This window comes from Limnohabitans sp. DCL3, assembly GCF_048019295.1.
Lineage (GTDB): Bacteria > Pseudomonadota > Gammaproteobacteria > Burkholderiales > Burkholderiaceae_C > Limnohabitans_A.
In genome coordinates this window covers 1249622-1267011 of sequence record NZ_CP171842.1, presented here as the reverse complement: position 1 = coordinate 1267011, position 17390 = coordinate 1249622, and the positions used below count along the sequence as shown (strand labels likewise).

Annotated in this window: 15 protein-coding genes and 1 tRNA gene; 3 read left to right on the top strand and 13 right to left on the bottom strand. The window is 56.7% G+C overall.

What is annotated here, in order from left to right; translation table 11 throughout:
- Nucleotides 1-6: 6 nt before the first annotated feature.
- From fabZ to rpsB, 10 genes are all read right to left on the bottom strand, one after another.
- Nucleotides 7-447, bottom strand: coding sequence for a 3-hydroxyacyl-ACP dehydratase FabZ (gene fabZ, locus ACHEXK_RS05750; protein WP_416548419.1), 441 nt, complete (start codon nucleotides 445-447; stop codon nucleotides 7-9).
- A 2-nt stretch (nucleotides 448-449) separates the two neighbouring features.
- Nucleotides 450-1436 (bottom strand): UDP-3-O-(3-hydroxymyristoyl)glucosamine N-acyltransferase, encoded by a 987-nt coding sequence (lpxD, locus tag ACHEXK_RS05745; protein ID WP_416548418.1) that lies wholly within the window; start codon nucleotides 1434-1436, stop codon nucleotides 450-452.
- A gap of 24 nt (nucleotides 1437-1460) precedes the next feature.
- Nucleotides 1461-1979 (bottom strand): OmpH family outer membrane protein, encoded by a 519-nt coding sequence (locus ACHEXK_RS05740; protein ID WP_416548417.1) that lies wholly within the window; start codon nucleotides 1977-1979, stop codon nucleotides 1461-1463.
- Nucleotides 1979-4303 carry an outer membrane protein assembly factor BamA gene (bamA, locus tag ACHEXK_RS05735; RefSeq protein WP_416548416.1) on the bottom strand — a complete coding sequence of 775 codons (2325 nt, stop codon included), beginning with the start codon at nucleotides 4301-4303 and terminating at the stop codon, nucleotides 1979-1981. The genes ACHEXK_RS05740 and bamA overlap by 1 nt, the downstream gene beginning before the upstream one ends.
- A gap of 217 nt (nucleotides 4304-4520) precedes the next feature.
- A complete protein-coding gene (gene dxr, locus ACHEXK_RS05730) occupies nucleotides 4521-5714 on the bottom strand; it encodes a 1-deoxy-D-xylulose-5-phosphate reductoisomerase (RefSeq protein WP_416548415.1) in 1194 nt (397 codons plus the stop codon).
- A gap of 16 nt (nucleotides 5715-5730) precedes the next feature.
- Entirely contained in the window at nucleotides 5731-6579 is an 849-nt protein-coding gene (locus ACHEXK_RS05725) for a phosphatidate cytidylyltransferase (RefSeq protein WP_416548414.1), read from the bottom strand.
- Between the two features lie 74 nt (nucleotides 6580-6653).
- Nucleotides 6654-7214, bottom strand: coding sequence for a ribosome recycling factor (frr, locus tag ACHEXK_RS05720; protein ID WP_416548413.1), 561 nt, complete (start codon nucleotides 7212-7214; stop codon nucleotides 6654-6656).
- Between the two features lie 24 nt (nucleotides 7215-7238).
- On the bottom strand, nucleotides 7239-7961 hold the full coding sequence (gene pyrH, locus ACHEXK_RS05715; protein WP_416548412.1) for a UMP kinase: 723 nt from the start codon (nucleotides 7959-7961) through the stop codon (nucleotides 7239-7241).
- A gap of 59 nt (nucleotides 7962-8020) precedes the next feature.
- On the bottom strand, nucleotides 8021-8914 hold the full coding sequence (gene tsf / locus ACHEXK_RS05710) for a translation elongation factor Ts (RefSeq protein ID WP_416548411.1): 894 nt from the start codon (nucleotides 8912-8914) through the stop codon (nucleotides 8021-8023).
- Nucleotides 8915-8992: 78 nt separating this feature from the next.
- Nucleotides 8993-9742 (bottom strand): 30S ribosomal protein S2, encoded by a 750-nt coding sequence (gene rpsB, locus ACHEXK_RS05705; RefSeq protein WP_416548410.1) that lies wholly within the window; start codon nucleotides 9740-9742, stop codon nucleotides 8993-8995.
- Between the two features lie 208 nt (nucleotides 9743-9950).
- On the opposite strand from rpsB, the gene ACHEXK_RS05700 reads away from it, so the two are divergent.
- Complete coding sequence (locus tag ACHEXK_RS05700) at nucleotides 9951-11303, top strand: amidase (RefSeq protein ID WP_416548409.1); 1353 nt, start codon at nucleotides 9951-9953, stop codon at nucleotides 11301-11303.
- Nucleotides 11300-12793, top strand: a complete 1494-nt coding sequence (locus ACHEXK_RS05695) for an NAD(P)H-hydrate dehydratase (RefSeq protein WP_416548408.1) — start codon at nucleotides 11300-11302, stop codon at nucleotides 12791-12793. The genes ACHEXK_RS05700 and ACHEXK_RS05695 overlap by 4 nt, the downstream gene beginning before the upstream one ends.
- Before the next feature lie 6 nt (nucleotides 12794-12799).
- On the opposite strand, the gene rnr is transcribed toward ACHEXK_RS05695, so the two are convergent.
- The gene (gene rnr, locus ACHEXK_RS05690) at nucleotides 12800-15076 is read right to left on the bottom strand and encodes a ribonuclease R (RefSeq protein WP_416548407.1); all 2277 of its coding nucleotides are present in this window, start codon (nucleotides 15074-15076) and stop codon (nucleotides 12800-12802) included.
- An 18-nt stretch (nucleotides 15077-15094) separates the two neighbouring features.
- On the opposite strand from rnr, the gene ACHEXK_RS05685 reads away from it, so the two are divergent.
- Nucleotides 15095-15179, top strand: a tRNA-Leu gene (locus ACHEXK_RS05685).
- 156 nt (nucleotides 15180-15335) lie between these two features.
- Here ACHEXK_RS05685 and rimO read toward each other — a convergent pair.
- Together rimO and phaR are read right to left on the bottom strand one after the other, a co-directional pair.
- Nucleotides 15336-16733: a 30S ribosomal protein S12 methylthiotransferase RimO gene (gene rimO / locus ACHEXK_RS05680; RefSeq protein ID WP_416548406.1), complete on the bottom strand. Its 1398-nt coding sequence runs from the start codon at nucleotides 16731-16733 to the stop codon at nucleotides 15336-15338.
- Between the two features lie 57 nt (nucleotides 16734-16790).
- Entirely contained in the window at nucleotides 16791-17369 is a 579-nt protein-coding gene (phaR, locus tag ACHEXK_RS05675) for a polyhydroxyalkanoate synthesis repressor PhaR (protein WP_416548405.1), read from the bottom strand.
- Between the last annotated feature and the right edge of the window lie 21 nt (nucleotides 17370-17390).

Below are 17390 nucleotides of genomic sequence, written 5' to 3'. Positions count from 1 at the left end.
AGATCCTCACGCAATTTTGCGCATCGTGCACATCAACTCGGCCTCACAAGCCAATTCGTCCCCCACTTTGGCCTGCGCTTTGAACTTGAAAATGCCGGCCTTCATGCGGTCGAGCTGGACTTCCAAAGTCAACTGATCACCCGGCTCCACCGGCCTTTTGAAACGTGCCCCATCGATTCCGGCGAAGTAATAAACCGTGTTGTCATCGGGCGCGGCATCCAAGGTGTCAAAAGACAGCAAAGCGGCCGCTTGGGCCAATGCCTCCAACATCAAGACGCCTGGCATCACTGGGCGGTGGGGGAAGTGCCCCGTGAAAAAAGGCTCGTTGATCGTGACGTTTTTCAAGGCTTTGATGCGTACGCCTTTTTCAATTTCCAGCACGCGGTCCACCAGCAAAAAAGGGTAGCGGTGTGGCAGCTGCTTGAGAATTTTGTGAATGTCCATCATGGTCAATTTTCCTTGTTGTTTTGAATGTCCGCCTCGAGGGCTTTGATGCGTTCACGCAAACGGGACAGTTGTTTGAGGGTGGCCGCGTTTTTTTCCCAATTGGCATTGCTGTCCAGTGGAAACATGCCTGTGTAATGACCGGGCTGGGCAATGGATCGCGTGACCACCGAAGCGGCTGAAATGTGAACATGGTCAGCCAACGTCAAATGTCCCAGCACCACCGCACCGCCACCCACAGTGCAATGGGCACCAATCTTGGCGCTGCCAGCCACACCCACGCACCCCGCCATGGCCGTGTGCTGGCCCACGTGTACGTTGTGCCCAATCTGGATGAGGTTGTCGAGCTTGACACCGTCTTCGATGACGGTGTCTTCCAAAGCACCACGGTCAATACAGGTGTTGGCACCGATTTCAACATCATTGCCGATGCGAACAGCACCCAGTTGCTCTATTTTTTCCCACTCGCCTTGGTGGGGTGCAAACCCAAAACCGTCTGCACCAATGACCACACCCGAATGCACCAAACAACGTGCCCCAATTTTGCAATCTTCACCCACCGTCACGCGGGATTTCAGCCAGGTTTGAGGGCCAATCTCGGCGCCGCGCTCGATGACACACAAAGGACCGATCACGGCATCCTCAGCGATTCGGGCCTCGGGATCGATCACCGCACTGGGGTGAATGCGCGGACCAGGGTTCGTGTGAAAAGTACGTTTCCACAAACGGGTCAGTCGAGCAAAGTACAAATAAGGGTCATCGGTGATGATGGCCGCAGGACGCTGGCTCACCAGCGCCTCCAGCGCCGGACTCACGATCACACAAGCAGCCAGGCTATTGGCCAGATGGCTCTGGTAGCGGGCTTGACTCAGAAAACTGATCTGACCGGGTGTGGCACTCTGCAAAGGTGCCAAACCGGAGACGGTCGTATCGGGAGCACCCAACAAACGCCCGCCCAAAGTTTCAACGATAGCGCCCAGGGTCAGTGACACAGTGACAAACAGGCAGCAAGCCCGTTATTTACCCACCGAGGCGTTGAGTACCTTGATGACTTTTTCAGTGATGTCGTGCTTGGGATTGAAGTAAGCTGCGTCTTGCAAGACCAAATCGTACTTTTCGGATTCGGCCACTTGCTTGACAGCGCGCCCCGCTTTTTCAAACAACATCTGATTTTCTTCGTTCTTGCGAGCGCCCAAGTCTTCTTGAAACTCGCGTTGACGCCGTTTCAAATCACGGTCCTGCTCAATCAACTGCTTTTGTTTGGCCAGACGCTGGGTCTCCGACAAGGTCGGTGCGTCACGCTCAAACTTTTCGGCCGAGCTTTTGAAGGTGCTGATGGCTTCGTTCAGGTCTTTTTCGCGCTTTAAAAACTCGGATTCCAACTTGCTTTGCGCCGCCTTGGCCACATTGGAGTCACGCAGGATACGGTCGGTGTTGACGATACCCACTTTGAAGTCCTGCGCTTGAACCAAACCTGTGGCCGCTGACGCACCCGCCAAAAGAGCGATGAGAAGGTTTTTACGAATCGTTTTCATTAGAAGGATGTACCGATCTGAAATTGCAGTTTCTGGATTTTATCGCCTGACAGTTGACGAACAGGCGTGGCATAAGAGAAGCGCAAAGGCCCCATGGGTGAAATCCAGCTCAAACCAATACCGGCAGACGCACGCAAGGCGCTCAGCGATACTTTTTCCGAATCACCAAAAGCACTGCCCACGTCAGTAAAGCCATAAAGCCGAAGGGTTTTGTCATTGCCAGCGCCTGGGAATGGCATTAAAAATTCTGCGTTGAACACCATTTTCTTAGGCCCCCCCAGGTAGACCAGTGGCGATGTGGGGACGTTTTCAATGGTGGGCGCACTTGGCCCCAATGTCGATTGCTCAAAGCCACGCACACTGCCCAAGCCACCCACATAAAAATTCTTGAAAATCGGGAATGGCTGGCCTTTCATGCCTTGCCCCCATCCCAAATCAGCGTTCAAGGCCAAGGTGTATTTTTTGGTCAGCGGAAAATATTGCTGATATTGGTAATTGGTGCGGAAATACCGCACATCACCCGCCAAGCTCAGGTCTGCGTTGAGACGCTGAAAATTGCCCTTAGACGGCACCAGTGCGCTGTCACGTCCATCTCTGGCCCATCCCAAGGTGAGCGGAATGGCGGTACTGGTTGCCCCAAACTCTGTCGCGTAAGCCTGATACGCGAAAGGCAAGCCCGTTCCAGCCTTGATTTGGGTCTGCTCAGCATTGGCACCCACAAAAACAGTGTCGGTCTCGGTCACAGGCACGCCAAAACGCAGACCCAAGCCCGAATTGATCAAACTGTAGGAATTGATGTCCCCCAAATAGGGGCGTGTCGTGCGCTGAAAGACATCCAAGGTTCGGGATATACCGGTCTGCGTGAAATAGGGGTCAGTCGTGCTCAACACCAAATTGCGGTTGTACTTGCTGGTGTTGACCTCCACAGCCAAATAGTTCCCCGAACCAAAGGCGTTTTCTTGGCGAATACCAAAGCTCAAGGTCACTTTTTCAGCAGACGAAAAACCTGCTCCCAAAGAAATGCTGCCGGTTGGTTTTTCCGTCACGGTGAAGACCAAGTCGACTTGATCGGGTGCGCCTGGTATTTCAGAAGTCTCCACATTGACACTGGTGAAAAACCCCAAACGGTCCACCCTGTCCCGAGACAAGCGTATCTTGTCGCCGTCATACCAGGCTGCTTCAAACTGGCGAAACTCGCGGCGGATCACTTCATCACGCGTGCGGTTGTTGCCCGCCACCAAGATCCTCCGGACATACGCGCGCCGAGAGGGCTCGGCCGACAACACAAATTGAACCCGGTTGGTTGCGCGGTCAATTTCAGGTTTGACGTCCACACGGGCAAACGCAAAACCAAAGGAGCCAAAATAATCGGTGAAGGCCTTGGTGGTCTCCGCGACTGTTTCCGCGTTGTAAGGTTTACCGAGGCCTATTTTGACCAAGGCTCTGAACTCATCGTCTTTGTTCAGGTAGTTGCCCTCCAACTTGACGCCTGAAACAACAAATCGCTCCCCCTCGGTCACGTTGATGGTGATGGCCATTTCCTGCTTATCGGGGGAAATGGCCACTTGCGTGGAGTCGATGCGAAACTCCAAAAAACCCCGGGACAGGTAGAAGGAACGCAAGGCTTCCAAATCAGCATTGAGTTTAGAGCGGGCATAGCGGTCAGACTTGGTGTACCAACTCATCCAACCACCCGTGTCCAAATTGAATTGGTCGCGCAGTTCAGACTCCGAAAAAGCCTTGTTGCCCACAATCTGAATTTGCTTGATTTTGGCAGGCCCGCCCTCCGTGATGGTGAAGCTGAGATTCACACGGTTGCGATCCACAGGCGTGGCCGTGCTGACCACTTCCGCACCATACAAGCTGCGGCTGATGTACTGACGCTTGAGCTCTTGCTCTGCTTTGTCGGCCAAAGCTTTGTCATAAGGACGCCCTTCAGCGAGTCCCACATCTTTGAGCGCCTTGATCAAAACGTCCTTGTCAAATTCTTTGAGACCGATGAACTCAACCACGGCCACCGAAGGCCGCTCCTCAACCACCACCACCAAAATATCGCCCTGCGTTTCCAAACGCACGTCCTTGAAAAGACCCAAAGCGAACAAGGCTCGGATAGCAGCGGCCCCGGCTTCGTCGGAATACTGATCACCCACCCTAAAAGGCAATGATGCAAACACCGTCCCTGATTCGATGCGCTGCAGACCCTCGACTCGGATATCGCGCACAGTGAAAGGATCAACGGCCCAGGCAGGCATGGCAACGGCCAATGACGCTGCCAAGGTCAAGGCAGCCGGATGAAGGCGTGATCGAATGTTAGAAAAATTCATGGGGTAACCATTAAAAGGTCAAAGGCGCCATATCCCCAAGGAATCGTCACCTTTTGCCTATTTGAAAACACAGCAGTGGACCTCAATCGGATCATTCAACACGGCAAATCCACCCACACACACGGTGTCAAAACAACGCGCGAATGAAACCAAGATAATACACCCCACAAACCAATCCATTGCGGTTGAAAAGTGCGCTCTAACTGACCCATACCGGTCAAGAGACCATCGAAACTGAAAATCTGGCAGCTTCGCGGCTGCGTCGGTCAATGTCGAGCAAATCTGACAGGTTTTGCGGGCGCGCTGAGGTCACTGCATTGAGCGTGGCTTCATTGACGTGGTGGATTTGATCAAAGCGAATTTGCCGATTCAAAAATGCCTCCACCGCAATTTCATTGGCGGCATTGAGCACCGCACAGCTGCCGGGTACCCCCTTCAACGTAGCCCACGCCAAGCGCAAACCCGGGAACCGCTCAGGATGACCATGGCCCTCCATCGCTTCAAAGGTCATGGCCGCCAAAGCATGAAAATCCAAGGCTGCTGCGCCCGACTCGATGCGCTCGGGCCAACTCAGTCCATAGGCAATTGGGACCCGCATATCGGGCGTACCCAACTGAGCCACCACGGAGTTGTCTTTGAATTGCACCATCGAATGGATCACGCTTTGCGGGTGGATGACCACCTTGAGCTGGTCCGGTTCAAGACCGAACAAGTAACGCGCCTCAATGACCTCCAAGGCCTTGTTCATCATGGTGGCCGAGTCGACTGAAATTTTGCGCCCCATCACCCAATTCGGGTGCGCGCAGGCCTGCTCTGGCGTGACATCTTTGAACGTGGCAGGATCACGACCGCGAAATGGCCCACCCGATGCCGTCAAAATAATCCGATCCACCCGTCTTGACCATGTGGCCGGGTCTTCTGGTAAAGACTGAAAAATGGCAGAGTGCTCGCTGTCGATGGGCAAGAGCACGGCCCCCCCCTCGCGAACAGCCGACAAAAAAACCTCACCGCCGACCACCAAGGCCTCTTTGTTGGCCAGCAACAACCGCTTTCCAGCACGCGCAGCGGCCAAACACGGCGACAAACCCGCTGCCCCGACAATCGCAGCCATGACCGCATCCACCTGCGGCGCACTGGCCACGACATCCAAGGCAGCAGCGCCCCAACGAACCTCGGTCTGCAAGCCTTCGGCCTTGATTTTTTCAGCCAACAGCCGAGCCGCATCTTCATGGACCATGACGGCCACTTCGGGTTTGAACAGTGCGCATTGCCGCAGCATGACATCCACCTGGGTGGATGCGGTCAGGGCAAATACCGAAAACTTTTCTGGATGGCGAGCCAAAACATCCAATGTGTTTTTGCCAATCGAGCCCGTCGAGCCCAAGATGGTGATGCGTTGAGGTGTTGGCATGTTGTGCGCTCTCAGTTCAAATCCAAATAAGCAACATCATCGCCAAAGGCAAGGTCGGCAGCAAGGCATCGACGCGATCCAGGACACCGCCATGACCCGGCAACAAGCCCGAGCTGTCTTTCATGCCGGCACTTCGCTTGACCAAAGACTCCACCAAATCACCCACCACACTCATGGCCGCCATGAACAACAAAGCGGGCAGCGCAAACCACCAGCCTTTGGCCCATAACAAAGAATAAAAACTCAACTCAGACCCTCCCAAGCGGCGATCCAGGCCCACCCAGACCCCAGCCACCAGCAAAACGCCGAGCATGCCACCCAAAACACCTTCCCAGCTTTTGCCCGGACTGATGCTCACCGCCAGCTTCTTTTTGATCCAGCGACCGCCCACCGCTTTGCCAGAGAAATAGGCAAACACATCGGCCGCCCAAACCAGGACCAACACTGACAACAAAAAGTTGACGCCCCGTTGATGGGCTTGCACCATGGCGACCCAAGCCAAGGCCAAAAGAACGAGCCCCCCCACCCAGCGCCCAATGGACGGCCAAAGGCCCCATCCGGTCACGCCCCGCTGAATCATCCAGCAGCCCAAAAGCACCCACAACGCCCCAGCCATCAGCCACACCCAGGCTGGGGTGTGCAGAACCCATCCCATTTGCACAGCCAAAGCGCAAGCCATCAAGCAGATCAAGGCCCCTGCCCAGGTGATCCAAACGGGCATTTGGTTCAATCGCCCCCATTCCCAAGCCCCTGCCGCAATCAGCACCACCGTCAAACCCATGAAGGGCCATGGGTTGGTGGCAAACAAGGCGGGTAACAGCAAAGCCAGCAAAATCAGCGCGGTGATCACTCGTTGCTTGAGCATGGTTTCTCCAGAAAAAAAGGCCGCCAAGGGGGCGGCCTGTCAGACCGTGGGTGGCCACGGCACGGGATTCAAACTCAAACAGCCATGATCTCTTGTTCTTTGGCAGTCACCAATTGGTCAATTTCTGTCATGCGCTTGTCGGTCAATTTTTGGACGTCCGCCTCGGCCCGCTTTTGATCGTCCTCAGAAACTTCCTTGTCCTTGACCAATTTTTTGACCGACTCATTGGCATCGCGACGCAGATTGCGAATTGCAATCTTGGCGTTCTCACCTTCGGTGCGGGCCAATTTGGTCATTTCCTTGCGGCGTTCCTCGCTCATCGCAGGCATGGGCACACGGATCAACTCACCCAAAGAAGCGGGGTTCAAACCCAACTCACTTTCTCGAATGGCCTTTTCGATCTTGGCAGCCATGCTTTTTTCCCAGGGTTGCACGCTGATTGTGCGCGCATCCATCAACGACACGTTGGCTACTTGGGACAGGGGGACCAGTGAGCCGTAGTAGTCAACGTGGATGGTATCGAGCAAGGCAGGGTTGGCGCGGCCCGTACGGATACGTGTCAGGTTGTTTTTGAAAGCGGCAATGGATTGCTCCATCTTGGCTTCGCAGTTTTTCTTGATGTCTGGAATGGTCATCGGGTTCTCCTCGTCAGAACAGTCTCAAGCGTGCACCAAAGTGCCTTCGTCTTCACCCAAAACCACTCGCTTTAAAGCGCCGTTTTTGATGATGGAAAACACCTTGATCGGTAGTTTCTGGTCACGGCACAAGGCAAAAGCTGTGGCGTCCATGATGCCCAAGTTGCGAGAAATCGCTTCATCAAAGCTGATTTCACTGTAACGCGTGGCTTGGGGATCTTTTTTGGGGTCGGCGGAGTAAACACCATCCACCTTCGTGGCTTTGAGCACCATCTCAGCCCCAATTTCAGCACCACGCAAAGCCGCAGCTGTGTCGGTCGTGAAAAAAGGATTGCCCGTGCCTGCCGCAAACACCACCACTTTGCCCTCTTCGAGGTACTGCAGTGCTTTGGGTCGAACATAAGGCTCCACCACTTGGTCGATGCCAATGGCCGACATCACACGCGCAGTCAGGCCTGCTTTGTCCAATGCGTCCGCCAAGGCCAAAGAATTCATGACCGTGGCCAACATGCCCATGTAGTCGGCGGTGGCGCGGTCCATACCGACTGACCCTCCTGCGACACCCCTGAAGATGTTGCCCCCACCAATGACCACCGCCACCTGCACGCCCAGCCGGTTGATCTCTGCGATCTCTTCGGCCATGCGCACGATGGTGGCTCGGTTGATGCCAAAAGCATCGTCACCCATCAGGGCCTCACCCGACAGCTTGAGCAAAATGCGCTTGTAGGCTGGCTTAGCAGAGGACATGGTGGGCTCCTTGACGGTCAATGGGAATGGTGGAAAGGCAACTCAACAGAACCATGGACTCAAGCGGCGTTTTGCGCTGCGGCCACTTGGGCAGCGACTTCAGCAGCGAAGTCATCCACCTTTTTCTCGATGCCCTCACCCACCACATACAAAGTGAAGGCCTTCACGGTCGTGGCAGCAGCCTTGAGCATTTGCTCGACGGTTTGCTTGTCGTTTTTAACGAAGGACTGGTTGAAGAGCGACACTTCCTTGAGGTACTTTTGAACAGAACCCTCGACCATTTTGGTCACGATATCTGCCGGCTTGCCAGATTCTGCAGCTTTGGCGGCGGCAACCGAGCGCTCTTTTTCAATCAACTCAGCAGGCACTTCAGCGCTGGTCAAGGACACAGGCTTCATGGCAGCCACGTGCATGGCCACATCTTTGGCTGCGGTTTCGTCGCCATCGAACTCAACCAACACACCAATGCGGGTGCCGTGCAAGTAATTGGCGATCTTGGCGCCGCCCGCAGCACGCTTGAAGCGACGGAAACTCATGTTTTCGCCGATCTTGCCGATCAAGCCTTTGCGCACTTCTTCCAAAGTGGGGCCGAAGCCATCTTGGCTGTAAGGCAATTCGCCCAAAGCGGCGATGTCAGCAGGGTTGTGTTCGGCCACCAATTTGGCAGCGGCATTGGCCAAGGCCAGGAAGCTGTCGTTTTTGGTCACGAAGTCGGTTTCGCAGTTGACTTCGATCATGGCACCCGTGGTGCCGTTCACAAAGCTGGTCACCACGCCTTCAGCAGTCACGCGGGAAGCCGCCTTGCCAGCCTTGGTACCCAGCTTGACACGCAGCAACTCTTCGGCTTTGGCCATGTCGCCTTCGGCTTCGGTCAGGGCTTTTTTGCACTCCATCATGGGGGCGTCGGTTTTTGCACGCAGTTCAGCGACCATGCTTGCGGTAATTGCAGCCATTTGATTTCTCCGTATTCAGTCTAAAAGTTAAATTAAAAAAAAGGGGCCACAAAGCCCCTTTCATCGAGTCTTGGTGACTCAGGCGGCAGCGTTGGCTTCTTCGACGAATTCGTCCGCGCCTTCAGTCACGGCCTTGATCACGTCGTTGACCGCATTGGCACGGCCTTCGATGATGGCATCAGCGATGCCACGGGCGTACAAAGCCACGGCCTTGGCCGAGTCGTCGTTGCCGGGGATGATGTAATCGATGCCTTCGGGCGAATGGTTGGAGTCCACCACACCGATCAATGGGATGCCCAATTTCTTGGCTTCCGAGATGGCAATTTTGTGGTAACCGACGTCAATCACGAAAATCGCATCAGGCAAAGCCGCCATGTCTTGGATACCACCGATGTCTTTTTCGAGCTTTTCCATCTCGCGCTTGAACATCAATTGTTCTTTTTTGCTCAGGCTGTCAAGGCCAACTTCTTGCTGAGCCTTCATGTCCTTCAAACGCTTGATGGAAGTCTTGACGGTCTTGAAGTTGGTCAACATGCCGCCCAACCAACGCTGGTCGACAAAAGGCACGCCAGCGCGCTGGGCTTCGGCAGCCACCAGCTCACGGGCTTGGCGCTTGGTGCCGACCATCAAGATGGTGCCGCGGTTGGCAGACAGCTGCTTGGCGAACTTGATCGCATCCTGGAACATCGGCAACGATTTTTCCAGGTTGATGATGTGAATTTTGTTGCGGTGGCCGAAGATGAATGGGGCCATCTTAGGGTTCCAGAAGCGGGTTTGGTGACCGAAGTGGACACCGGCTTCCAGCATTTCGCGCATGGTAACGGACATGATATTTCTCCAAAGGTTGGGTCTAAAACCTGTCCACTGATTCGGCCGGGAAAGACCAAGCCAAACACCTTGACGGGACGGGTTTGCGAATGAACTTTGGCAATTTGAAGGTGCCTTTACAGTGAAACACTCAAAAGACACGATTCTGATCGCTCAAAGCCTTAGGATTATAGCATCCAGAACCCCGCATTTGCAGAGGCACCATCTCATGAGACCCGATCTGACCGCCACGCGCCAAGCCCTCCTGAAGGGTCAACAACAAGCCCTCCAGGTGGCCGAAGCTTGCCTCGACATGGCCCAAAGCGCAGCTTGTCAGCATGTCTTCAGACAAATCACTCCGGACAGCTTCCGAAAAGAAGCCACCCAAACCCCTGCCGCCCGCCCCCTTGCGGGCCTGGCCGTGTCGGTCAAAGACCTGTTTGATGTGCAGGGCCAAATCACAGCAGCAGGCTCCACCATTCTGGAAAATCAGCCACCTGCCAGCCAAGACGCTGTGGCGATCGCCCGTTTGCGCGCTGCTGGGGCGGGCTTCATTGGCCGCACCCACATGGTCGAGTTTGCCTTTTCGGGCGTGGGCATCAATCCCCATCACGGCACGCCCGCCGCATGGGACGCACGGACCAACAGCCGAGCAGGATCCACGCCAGGCGCCTATGCCCCAGGGGGCTCGAGTTCGGGCGCTGCAGTGTCTGTGGCAACAGGTGCCGCCTTCATTGGCCTGGGCTCGGACACAGGGGGATCCATTCGCATACCCGCTGCACTCAATGGCATTGTGGGCTTCAAAAATACCGCCCGCCGCGTCCCGACCCATGGTGCTGTGCCCCTGTCCACCACACTGGACACGGTTTGCGCCATGACCCGTTCGGCCAGAGACGCCGTCTTGGCCCACGAAATTTTATCGGCCAGGAAAGTCGCCATTTCCACAAGACCCTTGTCTTCCTACCGCCTCGCGGTGGCCAAAAACCTCATGCTTGACGACATGGACAGCACGGTCACCCGGGCCTTTGAGCGAAGCTTGAAAAATTTACGCGCTGCAGGTGCCCAGATCGAAGAAATTGATTTGCCGGAACTTTTGGACCTGGCTCCCATGATGGCCACAGGGGGCTTTAGCCCTGCCGAAAGTTACGCGTGGCACCGGCATTTGCTGACCCAACACGCGGACCAATACGACCCGCGTGTGGCCCACCGCATTGGGCGAGGGGCCCACATGTCGGCGCACGATTACATCCATTTGCTCCAAGCGCGCAAAGACTGGATGGATCGCATGGACAAGCAATTGCAACGTTTCGATGCGGTGCTCTCTCCCACCACCCCCATCACCGCCCCGTTGATCAGCAGCGTCGCTCCTGGTGCAGAACGTGATGCCGAATTTTTCAGGGTCAATGCCTTGCTTCTGCGCAATCCGAGCGCCATCAATGTGCTGGACGGCTGCGCCATCTCATTGCCCTGCCACGCACCCGGGGAGTTGCCTGTAGGCTTGATGGCATGGCATGGCGCGATGCACGATGACACCATTTTGCAACTGTCTTTGCTGCTGGAGCCTTGGCTGCAAACCCAATGAGCACCATACAAAGTCTGAACGCTGACAGTGCTTGGCCCATTTATGACCGAGAGGGCGTTCGGGCTTTGGAAGCACTGCTGCAAGCGAAAAACCCCAACCGGCTGATGGCGCAAGCCGGTTTGGCCACAGCCCAACTGGCCTTGTCCATTGCGCCGCATGCGCAGCGCATTGGGGTGGCAGCGGGCCCCGGCCATAACGGGGGGGACGGACTCGAAGCCGCCATGCACCTGCATCGCTGGGGAAAAAAGGTCTGCGTGAGTCTGATGGGTTCCGTCGATCAACTTCCCTCTGACGCGCACGCCGCCTGGCAGCGTGCCCTCAGCGCTGGGGTTCCCATGGCCCTCGGGTTGCCAAACCATGGCCTGCAAGACTGGGGGCCGCATGACCTGATCATTGACGCGCTTCTGGGCATTGGCGCCATGCGGCCTCTGACAAAGGAAATGATGGCTTGGGTACAAGCCATCAACCATGCCAGGGCGCCCGTGCTGGCGGTCGATGTACCCACTGGCTTGAACAGTGATTCCGGTCAGTTCTTGGGGCCCAGCGCAGCGTCTTTCTGCATCCAAGCTGACCACACACTCACCTTCATCGCCCCAAAGCCTGGCTTGTTCATGGGACATGGACGCGACATGTGTGGCCAGATTTGGTTGGCCAGTCTGGGCGCGACGGCCAGCACGAATGGCCCCCAGCCTCATGCGTGGCTGAACCCGATGAGGCCGCATCCGATCAAAACCCATGCGAGCCACAAAGGCAACTACGGCGATGTGGCCGTGATTGGCGGAGAGGCGGATGAACATGGCTGGGGCATGACCGGTGCCGCCCTGTTGGCGGCCACTTCGGCCTTGCACGCAGGCGCCGGTCGGGTCATCCTGAGCCTTCTCTGCGGCCAATCCAGCAACACGGCAACAGCCGACTTGATGCAACGCGATTGGCAAAGCTTGGATTTAGAACACTTGCACGTGGTCTGCGGCTGCGGGGGCGGCGCTTCTGTCAAACAGGTCTTGCCGGCGGTCTTGCAACGCGCCAAGCAATTGGTGCTGGATGCAGATGGCCTCAATGTGTTGTCGCAAACGCCTGCACTGCAAGCTTTGCTGCGCCAGCGCGCCAACAGCCAAGCCACGGTGATCACCCCGCACCCCTTGGAAGCGGCACGCTTGCTGCAGACCCACACCAGCGAGGTTCAGAACAACCGCCTGGAGGCGGCCCAAAACCTCATGGCGCTGCTCCAATGCACGGTGGTCTTGAAAGGCTCGGGGACAATCATTGCCTCACCCGGTCAGACCCCACGCATCAACACCTCAGGCAATGGGCTTTTGGCTGTGGGCGGGACAGGGGATGTCTTGGCGGGACTCATCGGTGCCCGCATGGCACAAGGCTTGACGGCTTTTGATGCCGCCTGCACAGCCGTGGCAGAACACGGCCATGTGGCTGACCACTGGCCAGCAGGACAAGCCCTCACAGCCAGCCGCTTGGCCAGACGGTTGCGCTGAGCTCACTCAGCGGCGTGGCGGGGTGCCTCGAGGGCCTTTTTTCTTGGCGGCCGCTTTTTTCACCGACGCTTTCAGGGCCTGAATCGGCGAACGGTTGCGCTCGGCATCTGCTTGTCGGCGATCGCGTGAGGCCGGCTGCTTGGCTCGCCCTCCCTCTGCCGGTAAGGACACGCCTTTGTCCCGCATGGCGCGGGGCACCAAATCGTCGGTCGCATTGACCAAACGGAAATCGATTTTTCGCCCATCTAAATCGACGCGGCTGACCTGAACCTGCACACGGCTGCCAATGGCATAGCGAATGCCCGTGCGCTCGCCACGCAACTCCTGGCGCAACTCGTCAAAGCGGAAATACTCACCGCCCAGCTCGGTGATGTGCACCAAGCCCTCCACATACAAGGTGTCCAGCGTCACAAAGATACCAAAGCTGGTCGCCGCCGACACCACGCCGCTGTATTCCTCACCCAAATGTTCACGCATGTATTTGCACTTGAGCCAGGCTTCGACGTCGCGACTGGCCTCGTCAGCTCGCCGCTCATTGGCGCTGCAATGCAAACCTGCAGCTTCCCAAGCACGTTGGTCAGCGGCCGACATGCGCACCCGCGGCGCAGATGACTCGGGCGCAGCGCCTTTGGCCGCGCGGCTTTTTTCAAGCCGCTTGCTGAGCTTGGCATGGGCCTCGCCCGGCACGGGCAAAGTGGGCAAGGTGTACTGACGCCCCAGCAAAATCGATTTGATGACCCGGTGCACCAGCAAATCTGGGTAACGGCGAATCGGGCTGGTGAAGTGGGTGTAGGCCTCGTAGGCCAGACCAAAGTGCCCGCTGTTGACTGGGGTGTAAATGGCCTGCTGCATGGAGCGCAACAGCATGGTGTGGATTTGCTGCGCATCCGGGCGGTCTTTGGTTGCTTGCGCGATTTTCTGGAACTCGCTGGTGTGCGGCTCGTCACTGATGCTCAGCCCCAAACCCAGCGCCTTGAGGTAATTGCGCAAAATCTCTTTTTTCTCGGCCGTCGGGCCTTCATGCACGCGGAACAATCCAGGGTGCTTGCCCTGCTGAATGAAGTCAGCGCTGCAAACGTTGGCCGCCAACATGGCCTCTTCAATCAATCGGTGCGCTTCGTTGCGCACGCGCGGCACGATTTTTTCGATACGACCACTTTCATCACACACGATTTGGGTTTCGGTGGTTTCAAAGTCCACCGCACCGCGCACCGCACGCGAGGCCAGCAAAGCCTTGTACACGTCCTGCAAATTCATCAAGTCGGTCACGCGCGCTTTGCGCTTGACCGCTTCCGGGCCACGGGTATTGGCCAAAATCGCCGCCACTTCGGTGTAGGTGAAGCGCGCATGGCTGTGCATCACTGCAGGGTAAAACTGGTAGGCATGCACATCACCCTTGGCGTTGACCAACATGTCACACACCATGCACAAGCGGTCCACGTCGGGGTTCAGTGAGCAAAGCCCATTGGACAATTTCTCGGGCAGCATGGGAATCACGCGGCGCGGGAAATAAACGCTGGTGGCCCGGTCGTAGGCATCGATGTCAATGGCGCTGCCAGTTTGCACGTAATGGCTCACGTCAGCGATCGCCACCAGCAGGCGCCAGCCCTTGCCCCGACCCACTTTGGCTGGCTCACAATAAACAGCGTCGTCAAAGTCGCGGGCGTCTTCACCATCGATCGTGACCAAAGGCACATCGCGAAGGTCCACCCTGTCTTTGCGATCCTTGGCCAACACTTTGTCTGGCAAACCCTTGGCCTGATCGACGCAAGCGGCTGAAAACTCATGCGGCACGCTGTACTTGCGCACAGCGATTTCAATTTCCATCCCCGGATCGTCAATCTCACCGAGAACTTCCTTGACACGGCCCACGGGCTGACCGAACAAAGCGGGAGGCTCGGTCAATTCAACCACCACGACTTGCCCCGGTTTGGCCGCACCAATGGCCCCTTTGGGAATCATGACGTCTTGGCCGTAACGCTTGTCTTCGGGCGCAACCAACCACACCCCTCCCTCGTGCAACAAGCGTCCGATGAGGGGTTGCTCCGGCCGCTCCACAATTTCCACGATGCGACCTTCGGGCCTGCCCTTGCGGTCTTGACGCACGATGCGGACCTTCACCCGGTCTTTGTGCAACACGGCGCGCATCTCGTTGGGAGAGAGGTAAATGTCAGATTCACCACTGTCGCGGATCAAGAAGCCATGACCATCACGGTGCCCTTGGACACTGCCTTCGATTTCTTCCAGCAAGCCGCTGGGTGGCGCTACTTTTTTGATATACAATCCTTTTATTCCTGAGGCGCCCAGATGGCGGAATTGGTAGACGCACTAGTTTCAGGTACTAGCGAGTAACATCGTGGAGGTTCGAGTCCTCTTCTGGGCACCAAGCTTGTCAAATTCGTCAAGTTCATCACATCACAAGCCGTTGACTTCCAATCAACGGCTTTTTTGTTGCCTGAAACACTGGACTGCATTTTTAGGCAACGCCAATAGCGGCACATCCGGACCACCCCGGGGGGGGCCAAGGTCGCACCAGCCACCATCACACCGGCACCCCAACCAAGTCGTGGCCTTCCACGCTGACAATGCGGGCGCGGGTGAACTCACCCACCTTGAGGGTTTTGCTCAGCTTCTCGGGGGGCAATAGACGCACCACGCCGTCGATTTCGGGGGCATCGCCAAAGCTGCGGCCCATGCCACCGCGTCGGCCCATGGCTGGCGCGGAGTCCACCAAAACTTGCATGGTGGAGCCCACACGCTGGTGCAAACGGGCAATCGAGACCTCTTCTGCCACCGCCATGAAACGGGCGCGGCGCTCCTCGCGAAGCGCCTCGGGCAACATGCCAGGCAGTTCGTTGGCGCTGGCGCCTTTGACAGGGCTGTAGGCAAAGCAACCGGCCCGGTCGATTTGCGCTTCGCGCAAAAATGCCAACAGGTGCTCAAATTCCTCTTCCGTTTCACCAGGAAACCCAGCAATGAAGGTGCTGCGAATCACCAACTCGGGGCACAGTTCGCGCCAGCGCTGAATACGTTCGAGATTTCTCTCTCCGCTGGCCGGACGCTTCATGCGCTTGAGCACGTCGGGGTGGCTGTGCTGGAAAGGCACATCGAGGTAGGGCAAGACCAAGCCTTGCGCCATCAAGGGAATGATGTCGTCCACGCTGGGATAAGGGTAGACGTAATGCAGGCGCACCCAGGCGTCGTGGGCGCGAGCCATCTCGCCCAAGGTTTGCACCAACTCCAACATGCGGGTTTTGACGGGCTTGCCATCCCAAAAACCGGTGCGGTATTTCACATCCACGCCATAGGCCGAGGTGTCCTGGCTGATCACCAGCAACTCTTTCACGCCGCCTTCAAACAAGGCTTGGGCCTCTTTGAGCACATCGCCAATGGGGCGTGACACCAAGTCACCCCGCATGGAAGGGATGATGCAAAACGTGCAGCGGTGGTTGCAACCTTCGCTGATTTTCAAATACGCATAGTGCCTGGGGGTGAGCTTCAGACCCGCCGCACCAAAGCCGCCCGGCACCAAATCCAAAAAGGGGTCGTGCGGTTTGGGCAGGTGGGTGTGCACGGCGTCCATCACCTCCTGCGTGGCATGCGGTCCCGTCACGGCCAGCACGCTGGGGTGTGTTTCCAAGACCATGTTGCCACCGCCCTCACCTGTTTTGGCGCCGAGACAACCCGTGACGATCACTTTGCCGTTGGCGTTGAGTGCCTCGGCGATCGTGTCCAAACTTTCCTTGATGGCTTCGTCAATGAAACCGCAGGTGTTGACAATGACCAGGTCAGCACCTTCAAAAGTTTTGGAAGTCTGATAGCCCTCTGCACTCAATTGCGTCAGGATCAGTTCGGAATCGGTCAGCGCTTTGGGGCAGCCCAAGCTGACAAAACCCACTTTGGGGGTCGGGAGGGGGGCAGTTGCGGTCGTATCACTCATCCCCCCATTGTCCCCGCAAAAACGTCCGCGTTGTGACAAAGGGTCATGCAGAACGCATCAAGTCTTCAATCCCATCACGCCCATCAGCTGCTCGGTGTTCTTTTGAATTTGCTTTTGCATCTGCTCTTGCATCTGCGTCATCACGTTTTGTGATGGGTTGGCCAGACCCGAAAACATGTTTTGCATGAGCGGGTTCTGCCACTGCATGAACTGTGACCAGACTTCCGGGCTCAATGCCGGACTGGACTCGCCCAATTTGCTTTGCCAATCCATGAAGGACTGGACATGGCTCTCCAAATAAGACCCCATATGGCCCTGCATGGCGTGCCCATAAAAACGAATGATGTTGCACAGCACCGCCTCACTGAACATGGGCACACCGGCCGACTCTTCCTCCAAGATGATCTGCAGCAAGATGGAACGCGTCAGATCTTCACCCGTTTTGGCGTCCACCACCAACAGGGGCGAGGACACCATCACCAACTTTTTGAGCTCAGACAAGGTCACATAGCTGGAGGTCTGGGTGTCGTACAAGCGCCGATTGGGGTATTTTTTGATGGTGCGAACTGCCAATGCAGAGGGCTCGCAGGGGCTGGGCACCTTCGCAGGCCCCTTGGACTTGGCGAGATGGTTCAACGGAACTGGGGGCTTGGCCGG